At 41.9% G+C, this 8,154-nt stretch carries 7 protein-coding genes; 2 read left to right on the top strand and 5 right to left on the bottom strand.

What is annotated here, in order from left to right:
- The first annotated feature begins 627 nt into the window (after positions 1-627).
- Positions 628-1,014, top strand: coding sequence for a hypothetical protein (locus tag WAM07_RS18155; protein WP_422168797.1), 387 nt, complete (start codon positions 628-630; stop codon positions 1,012-1,014).
- 210 nt (positions 1,015-1,224) lie between these two features.
- On the opposite strand, the gene lpdA is transcribed toward WAM07_RS18155, so the two are convergent.
- From lpdA to WAM07_RS18180, 5 genes are all read right to left on the bottom strand, one after another.
- Positions 1,225-2,634: a dihydrolipoyl dehydrogenase gene (lpdA, locus tag WAM07_RS18160; protein ID WP_422168798.1), complete on the bottom strand. Its 1,410-nt coding sequence runs from the start codon at positions 2,632-2,634 to the stop codon at positions 1,225-1,227.
- Positions 2,635-2,637: 3 nt separating this feature from the next.
- On the bottom strand, positions 2,638-3,954 hold the full coding sequence (locus WAM07_RS18165; protein ID WP_422168799.1) for a dihydrolipoamide acetyltransferase family protein: 1,317 nt from the start codon (positions 3,952-3,954) through the stop codon (positions 2,638-2,640).
- A gap of 27 nt (positions 3,955-3,981) precedes the next feature.
- A complete protein-coding gene (locus WAM07_RS18170) occupies positions 3,982-4,959 on the bottom strand; it encodes an alpha-ketoacid dehydrogenase subunit beta (protein WP_089751944.1) in 978 nt (325 codons plus the stop codon).
- A 3-nt stretch (positions 4,960-4,962) separates the two neighbouring features.
- Complete coding sequence (gene pdhA / locus WAM07_RS18175; protein ID WP_422168800.1) at positions 4,963-6,045, bottom strand: pyruvate dehydrogenase (acetyl-transferring) E1 component subunit alpha; 1,083 nt, start codon at positions 6,043-6,045, stop codon at positions 4,963-4,965.
- Between the two features lie 434 nt (positions 6,046-6,479).
- Positions 6,480-7,160, bottom strand: a complete 681-nt coding sequence (locus WAM07_RS18180) for a YkyA family protein (RefSeq protein ID WP_422168801.1) — start codon at positions 7,158-7,160, stop codon at positions 6,480-6,482.
- A gap of 193 nt (positions 7,161-7,353) precedes the next feature.
- Here WAM07_RS18180 and def point away from each other — a divergent pair, with 193 nt between their 5' ends.
- Positions 7,354-7,908 carry a peptide deformylase gene (gene def / locus WAM07_RS18185; RefSeq protein ID WP_422168802.1) on the top strand — a complete coding sequence of 185 codons (555 nt, stop codon included), beginning with the start codon at positions 7,354-7,356 and terminating at the stop codon, positions 7,906-7,908.
- Positions 7,909-8,154: the final 246 nt, after the last annotated feature.

Consider the following 8,154-nt stretch of genomic DNA (forward strand, 5'->3'; position numbering starts at 1 on the left):
GCCCTTCTTCCTGTCATGGTTGGACTTAAGACCTCGAGAGGCTAGGCACCAAAACTAGCCTGGAGCTGGCGGAGATAAAGGAAACACGAAGAGCGTAGCGATTCGATGTTGACTTATCGTACAGAAGTGAGGGAAGTCTCACTAGACGCTAGGTGCTGGAGCTGGATAGCTCTCCTTATCGTTTAAATTCTGATTTTCGAGTAAGACTAAAATAAGTGTAAGAATGGGATGAACATGATCGGTGAGATCCCGCAGGGCTGTTAAGCCCGAGGAAGCTCAGCACAGAAGAAGTTCGACTAAGACCGGCCACGTCGTGTGGCAACGTCGAACGACCCTGCGTCGTGCAGGCCGGAAAGCGAAATCGTCCCCCGGAGGACCTTTCGCTCAACAAATACCTCGAAACTGAGTCTTAAACAAACGGGAGCTTATTTGTAAAATAAACACAAGCACGTTCATTTGCATGTTCTCCCCTTTTTCGTGTTACAAAATTAATTATTTATTAACATATGGATTAATGATAAAACACTCGGTTATCATTTCAATGACATATCCATTACAACAGAAGATTTGTCCTTATTGTTTGTTACACTTGCCCTGCAGCAGATTAGAAAGGGGTGCAGACAATCCATGACGAACAGTAGAATTACTTCATTAATACTTATCATTTTATTAGCAGGCTGCATTCCTAAATCTGACAATGTGGAAGTTTTACAAGCCCACTCTGAATCTTACGCTGTTTATCTATATACGGAATTAGATAATGACCAACCAGCAGAAGCCGATAACTATTTAAAAGCTCTTCTTGATTGGAAAATGAAACACGATCACAAATCACTTTCATTTGAGCAATCAGAGGCTAATACAGGACAAATTGATGTCGATGAGGACCAACTCCCCGCTCTCGTTGTTAAAAAAGATGGGAAGGTCATCGAATTGATTTCTGGAGATTCTGGATCTGAGCATATTATGAATAGATTAGAAAGTTCCATATCTTTAACTAGTAAAAACTCCTGAACGAATTCCGCTCAGGAGTTTTTCAATTGGTTGTATAAGATTGAGGACCCTATCGCTACATGGAAGAATTTCCTCTCTTCGCCTTCACCTTTATAGTTTTCCGCACATTAAGAATATTTCTATAGTGTAATGAAATACTACGGATTATGGATACCCTCTTACTGACAAAAAAACTCCTGAACCAGAATTGGTTCAGGAGTTTTTTTAACATTATTTAGTGATGTGAATCGGGCTGCCCATCGCTACTTCAGCTGCTTCCATTGTAATCTCACCTAGAGTTGGGTGAGCATGGATAGTTAAGGCAAGATCTTCAGCGGTCATGCCTGCTTCAATGGCAAGTCCTAATTCAGAAATCATGTCACTTGCATTTGGTCCGGCAATTTGAGCACCAATTACTAAATTGTCGTCTTTACGAGTAATCAGTTTCAAGAAGCCATCACTATCATTAAGAGAAAGCGCACGTCCATTAGCTCCGAATGGGAACTTAGATGCTTTTACATCATAACCAGCTTCCTTAGCTTCATCTTCTGTATAGCCGACAGAAGCAAGTTCTGGATCGGAGAATACAACTGCAGGGATGCCTAGATAATCAATTTCTGATTTCTCACCGGCAATAACTTCTGCTGCGATTTTACCTTCATAAGAAGCTTTGTGAGCAAGCGGAGGTCCATCAACGATGTCACCAATCGCATAAATGTTATCAAAGTTTGTGCGGCACTTCTTGTCGATTTGAATAACACCTTTGTCGCTCATTTCAACGCCAAGTTCCTCAAGACCAATTTCGTCTGTATTCGGACGGCGTCCTACGGTTACAAGTACGTAATCAGCTTCGATGGTTTTTTCTTCACCTTTCACTTCATAGGTTACTTTTACGCCATCTTCAGTTTCTTCTACCCCTTGTGCCATAGCATTCGTAACAATATCTACGCCTTTTTTCTTCAAGCGTTTCTTAACGAGAGAAGACATTTGCTTCTCAAAGCCGCCAAGGATGTCTTTCATGCCTTCAAGGATCGTTACTTCCGTATCGAAGTTTGCATAAGCTGTACCTAGTTCTGTACCAATGTAACCGCCGCCGATAACGACCATTTTCTTCGGTACTTCATTAAGAGCTAGTGCTCCAGTTGAGTCAATGACACGCTTGGAGAACTTGAAGTTAGGAAGTTCAATCGGACGGGAGCCAGTCGCGATAATACAGTTATTAAACGTGTATGTCTGGGAATTCTTCTCATCCATAATACGAACAGTATTTTTATCTACGAAGTAGACTTCGCCTTTTACGATATCAACTTTGTTGTTTTTAAGAAGCCCTTCAACGCCGCCAGTTAACTTTTGAACGACTCCGCTTTTCCATTCTTGTACTTTGGAAAAGTCTACCGTCGTGTTTTCAGACTGAATGCCCATGTCTTCGGCACCTTTAGCATGTTCATAACGGTGACCAGCCTGGATAAGCGCTTTGGAAGGAACACAGCCTACGTTCAAGCAGACTCCTCCAAGGTTACCTTTGTCTACGATTGTAACGTTTTGTCCAGTTTGAGCGGCACGGATGGCAGCTACATAGCCGCCAGGTCCCGCTCCTATAACTAACGTATCTAGTTCAATTGGGAAATCTCCTACTACCATACTTTACGCCTCCATCATAATTAGTTGTGGATCGTTCAGTAAACGCTTGATGTTATTCATTGCATGCTGAGCTGTTGCACCATCGATGATACGGTGGTCAAAGCTTAGGGAAATTGCAAGAACAGGGGCTACTACTACTTCGCCATCACGAACCATTGGTTTTTCAGCAATACGTCCAATTCCTAGAATAGCAACTTCTGGATGGTTGATTACTGGAGTAAACCATTGACCGCCGGCAGAACCGATATTTGTAATCGTTGTAGATGCGCCTTTCATTTCTTCCGATGTCAGTTTACCATCGCGAGCTTTAACTGCCAATTCATTGACTTCACTTGAGATGGAGAAGATCGACTTACGGTCTGAATCTTTCACCACTGGTACAAGCAAGCCTTTGTCGGTGTCTGCTGCAATACCAATATTATAATAGTGTTTTTGAATAATTTCATCTTTATCGTCATCTAGTGACGTATTTAATACTGGATATTTCTTAAGCGTTGATACAAGCGCTTTTACTACATAAGGCAAGTAAGTAAGCTTAATATCCTGTTCAGCAGCTACTGCTTTGAATTTCTTACGGTGAGCAACAAGTTCAGTTACGTCTACTTCATCCATAAGGGTTACGTGAGGAGCTGTCTGCTTAGAATTCACCATAGCTTTAGCAATGGCTTTACGCATACCGCTCATTTTCTCGCGAGTTTCAGGATACGCTTCTCCAGCTGCTGGTGCTGTCTGAGCCGCAGCTGCTGTTTCTTGCTCTTCTGTTTCTTCGGTTGTCGCTGTATCTTGAGCTTCTGTTTGATCACCGCTCATGAAGCTTTCGACATCCTCTTTTAAGATACGGCCGTTTTTACCAGAGCCTTGTACTTTGCGGATATCTACATCGTTGTCGCGTGCAAATTTACGAACGGATGGCATAGCTACCACACGTTTGTCGTCATCTACTTCGCTGTCATCTTGAGCTGCTGGCTGTTCAGAAGCAGATTTTTCTTCTTTTTGCTCTGATTGTTTTTCTTCTTTTGGCTCTTCTTTAGTTTCCTCTGCGGAATCATCAGAAGATCCTTCATCAGAACCTGTGTCTTCGGATCCATCATCGATTGTGATAATGACCGTTCCTACTGTAGTTGTTTCGCCTTCTTCGACATGGATTTCTTTTACTGTACCATCGACTTGAGACGGAATTTCAACAACTGCTTTGTCGTTTTGCACTTCGCAAATGACGTCGTCTTCTTTAATTTCATCACCTGGTTTTACAAACCATTTGGCAATTTCACCTTCGTGGATACCTTCACCGATATCAGGCAGTTTAAATTCAAATGCCACGCTTACTACCTCCCATATTTAAAATGATTAAAAGTTCATTACTTGGTTAACTTTTTCAACTACAGAATTGTAGTTCGGAAGCCAAACTTCCTCTGCTTGAGTGAATGCATAAACAGTATCAGGTGCATGAACACGCAATACCGGAGCCTCAAGATGCAGAATAGCTTTTTCTTGAATTTCAGCAGCTACGCTTGCTGCAATACCTGCCTGCTTTTGCGCTTCCTGTACAACAACTGCACGGTTTGTTTTCTTAACAGATTCAAGAATGGTTTCATAGTCAACTGGGCTGACTGTGCGAAGATCAATAACTTCAGCACTCACACCATTTTCTTCTAGCTCTTCAGCTGCTTTCAGGCAGGAGTGAACCATCGCACCATACGCTACAAGGGTTACGTCTGTACCTTCGCGTTTAATATCTGCTTTATCAAGTTCGATTGTATATTCTTCTTCCGGAACTTCGCCGCGGAAAGAACGGTATAGTTTCATATGCTCAAGGAAAACGACAGGGTCGTTATCGCGGATTGAAGAAATTAATAGTCCTTTTGCATCGTAAGGGGTAGAAGGAATAACGACACGCACACCAGGCTGCTGAGCAATTAGCCCTTCAAGACTGTCTGCGTGAAGTTCAGGTGTATGAACACCGCCGCCAAAAGGAGAACGAATCGTAATCGGCATGGAGCGTGTGTTACCTGTACGATAACGGTAACGAGCCATTTGACCATTAATCGCGTCCATTGTTTCATAAACGAAACCAAAGAACTGAATTTCAGGTACTGGGCGGAAGCCAGTCAAAGCAAGTCCGATGGACATACCGCCAATTCCAGACTCAGCTAGTGGTGTATCGAATACGCGATCTTCACCGAATTCGTCTTGAAGACCTTCTGTCGCACGGAATACTCCGCCGTTTTGACCAACGTCTTCACCGTAAATCAGCACGTTTTCATCATTTTTAAGCTCAGTCTGCATCGCGTTTGTGATAGCTTGGATCATTGTCATTTGTGCCATGGTCTACTTCGACTCCTTTTCCTTGTATTCTTCCATCTGTTCTTCTAGGTTAGGTGGAAGTTGTTCATGCATGTTGCTGATCAGATCAGTAACTTTTTGTTTCGGTGTATTATCTGCTTCTTTAACAGCAGCTTTGATTTCTTCTTTTGTTTTTTCAATTAATTCATTTTCTTCTTCTTCAGACCACAAATCTTTACCTTCAAGATACTTACGGAAACGGACGATTGGGTCTTTCTTCTCCCATTCGCTGTCTTCGTCATCTGTACGGTAGCGTGTTGGGTCGTCACCAGCCATTGTATGTGGACCATAACGGTAAGTAAGTGTCTCAATCAATGTTGGACCTTCACCGTCAACCGCACGTTTACGAGCTTCTTTTGTAGCTGCATAAACGGCAAGTACGTCCATTCCATCTACTTGAATTCCTTCAATACCAGCTGCAACTGCTTTTTGTGCAATGGTTTGAGCAGCAGATTGCTTTTCAACTGGTACAGAGATCGCAAAGCGGTTATTTTGCACAACGAAAATAGATTGTGCACCAAAGGCTCCGGCAAAGTTAATTCCTTCATAGAAGTCACCCTGGGATGCTCCGCCGTCACCGGTATAAGTAATAGCCACTGCATCTTGGCCGCGCTTTTTGAAGCCTAGTCCAACACCAGCTGCTTGTGTGATTTGAGCACCAATGATGATTTGAGGGCTGACTGCATTCACACCTTCTGGCATTTGGTTTCCTTTAAAGTGGCCACGGGAAAATAGGAAAGCCTGGTATAGAGGAAGACCGTGCCAAATTAGCTGAGGTACATCACGGTAGCCTGGAAGAATAAAGTCTGCTTTTTCCAGTGCGTATTGACTTCCAAGCTGAGAAGCTTCCTGTCCTGCTGTAGGAGCGTAGAAACCTAGACGTCCCTGACGGTTTAACGCGATGGAACGCTGATCCAATATACGCGTATAAACCATACGCTTCATAATTTCTTTTAAATCTTCATCTGACAAATCAGGCATTGCGTCTTCATTGACGATTTCGCCTTCTTCGTTCATGATTTGAAACATTTCGAACTGATTTTCAATGTTCTCAAGAGTACGTTTCAAAATCGTTCACCTCTTCCTTTCTTATTCTAAAATAGATGCTGTGAGTAGCTTTCCCAAATATAAAAAAAAACTGTACCGATTTGCTCTTTACGTATTACCCTGTACACAACTTCACTAATCATACGCAAAATCTCAGCTAAACTGTTACATTTTCCCTGGAATATTTAATGGTACAATGTAGATCCACTTAGTAGTTTAGCTCAATTCGCCATCATTCGTCAATTACAACCTTAGCTATAACCTATATATAGTTCTATGCCTTGCACACAGGCCGGGTAAAATGACGAAAAAAGATGGAAAAATCGCCTTTACTGTACCATTGAAAATTTAAGCCTGTATTAATTTTAAGTTTTTTCTCTGTATCATGCAAATAAAAAAACCGCCAGACGCTGACGGTTGATAAGTATGTATAGCTTGCTAAGTGATTTCGGCTGTTATTCGGACTTTTCAGTTTCTTCGTAAGATACATTGAGATCGAGTGCTTCGTAAAGTTCTTTCTTTTGATTATTATACTCGTCCGTATGTTGGTTGAATTCTTTATTTGCCTCAATGACCTGATTATAGCTTTTATTAATATTTTCAATCTTCTTCTGCATATCTTCTTCAGCTAACTCTTTGTTTTGAAGCATATCATATAATTCTTTATCATGTTCTAGTGCTTTGTTATAAGCATCATATAATTTCTGATAGGCTTTATAACGGCTGTCCATCGTTTCAACAAGTTCCTCGGCCTTTTCTTTCGCTTCTGCCTGTTCTTCATCTAACTCATCTATTAACGGTTTGATCTCATTGAACTCTTCTTTGGCGGCTTCAATACTTTCTTTTTCCGCTTCAAGTTTCTCCTGTCTTTCTTCTACAATTCCAGAGGCCTCTTTAGAAAGCGACTGAATTTTATCAAATTGATCCATATTCAAATCAATTATTTTTTTATAAAGCTCCTGTTCTTCATTCTCGAGCTTAACGAGAGGCTGCTGCTGTTCCCGGAAACCTTCCTCTTTCTCCACTGCCTCTTCCAGGTGATTGTACACCTCTTCCTGAGCAGATGGACCTGTACATGCAGTCATAAAAAAAACAACTGCTGCCAATGCCATGAACAAACGTAAACGCACGATCACTTTTTCCCCCTTTTATGCAGACTGCACCTAAAACATGATTGTAATCTTGTGATATGTACAATAGTATAATAAATGAAATTAAATTGGAAGTGACTTTTTTCAAATGTTTCCAATAATCTTGGAGCAAAGACTCAGGTCCGCTTCCCTATTTATATAAGATGGTATAATGTTCAAGTGGGAAAGGATGTTTAGTATGATAACTATGGAAGATATCGTTCGGGAAGGGCACCCGGCCCTACGGAAGGTGACAGAAGAAGTAGATCTTCCACCTTCTGAAGAAAACAAGGAAACCCTGGAATCCATGCTTCAGTATTTAAAGAATAGTCAGGACGAACAAGTGTGTGATCGATATGGTCTGCGTCCAGGTGTAGGATTAGCAGCGCCGCAGATTAATGTAAACAAACGTATGCTTGCCGTACATTTTATTGATCTAAAAGATAAACTTTACAGCTACGGACTATTTAATCCTCGTATTGTAAGTCATTCTGTGGAACGTACTTACCTTTCAACAGGAGAGGGTTGCTTATCTGTTGACCGTGAAGTACCTGGCTATGTGCCAAGGTATCGCCGGATCACAGTAAAAGCGACAGATCTTGAAGGCAGCGAGGTTAAACTTCGCCTGAAGGATTATGCCGCGATTGTTTTTCAACATGAAATTGATCATCTTCATGGCATTATGTTCTATGACCATATTGACCCTGAGGACCCATTCAAAGAGCCTGAAAATGCTATTCCCGCTGATCGATAAAACCAATAAAAGAAGCCTGCCGGAACCCCGGCAGGCTTCTTTTATTAACTTTAACAGAGATCATAACCCTAATGCGCCAATCGTTATTAGTGATTTTCATAAGAAGCTTATTCAACAACAGGGCCGGTTACTGTAAGACTCAGTTTCGAGATATCGGGTTACTGTGAAGGTCCTGCGGGGGATGATTCGCTTTCCGCGGGCATGTGCTGAGCCTCCTCGAGCTAACGCTCTCCGGGGTCTCACCGA

The sequence above is a fragment of the Halobacillus sp. genome, from assembly GCF_049282395.1.
GTDB lineage: Bacteria > Bacillota > Bacilli > Bacillales > Halobacillaceae > Halobacillus.

Coding starts and splice junctions, on each gene's coding strand:
- WAM07_RS18155 (WP_422168797.1), top strand. CDS start 628: ATGACGAACAGTAGAATTACTTCATTAATACTTATCATTTTATTAGCA.
- lpdA (WP_422168798.1), bottom strand. CDS start 2,634: ATGGTAGTAGGAGATTTCCCAATTGAACTAGATACGTTAGTTATAGGA.
- WAM07_RS18170 (WP_089751944.1), bottom strand. CDS start 4,959: ATGGCACAAATGACAATGATCCAAGCTATCACAAACGCGATGCAGACT.
- def (WP_422168802.1), top strand. CDS start 7,354: ATGATAACTATGGAAGATATCGTTCGGGAAGGGCACCCGGCCCTACGG.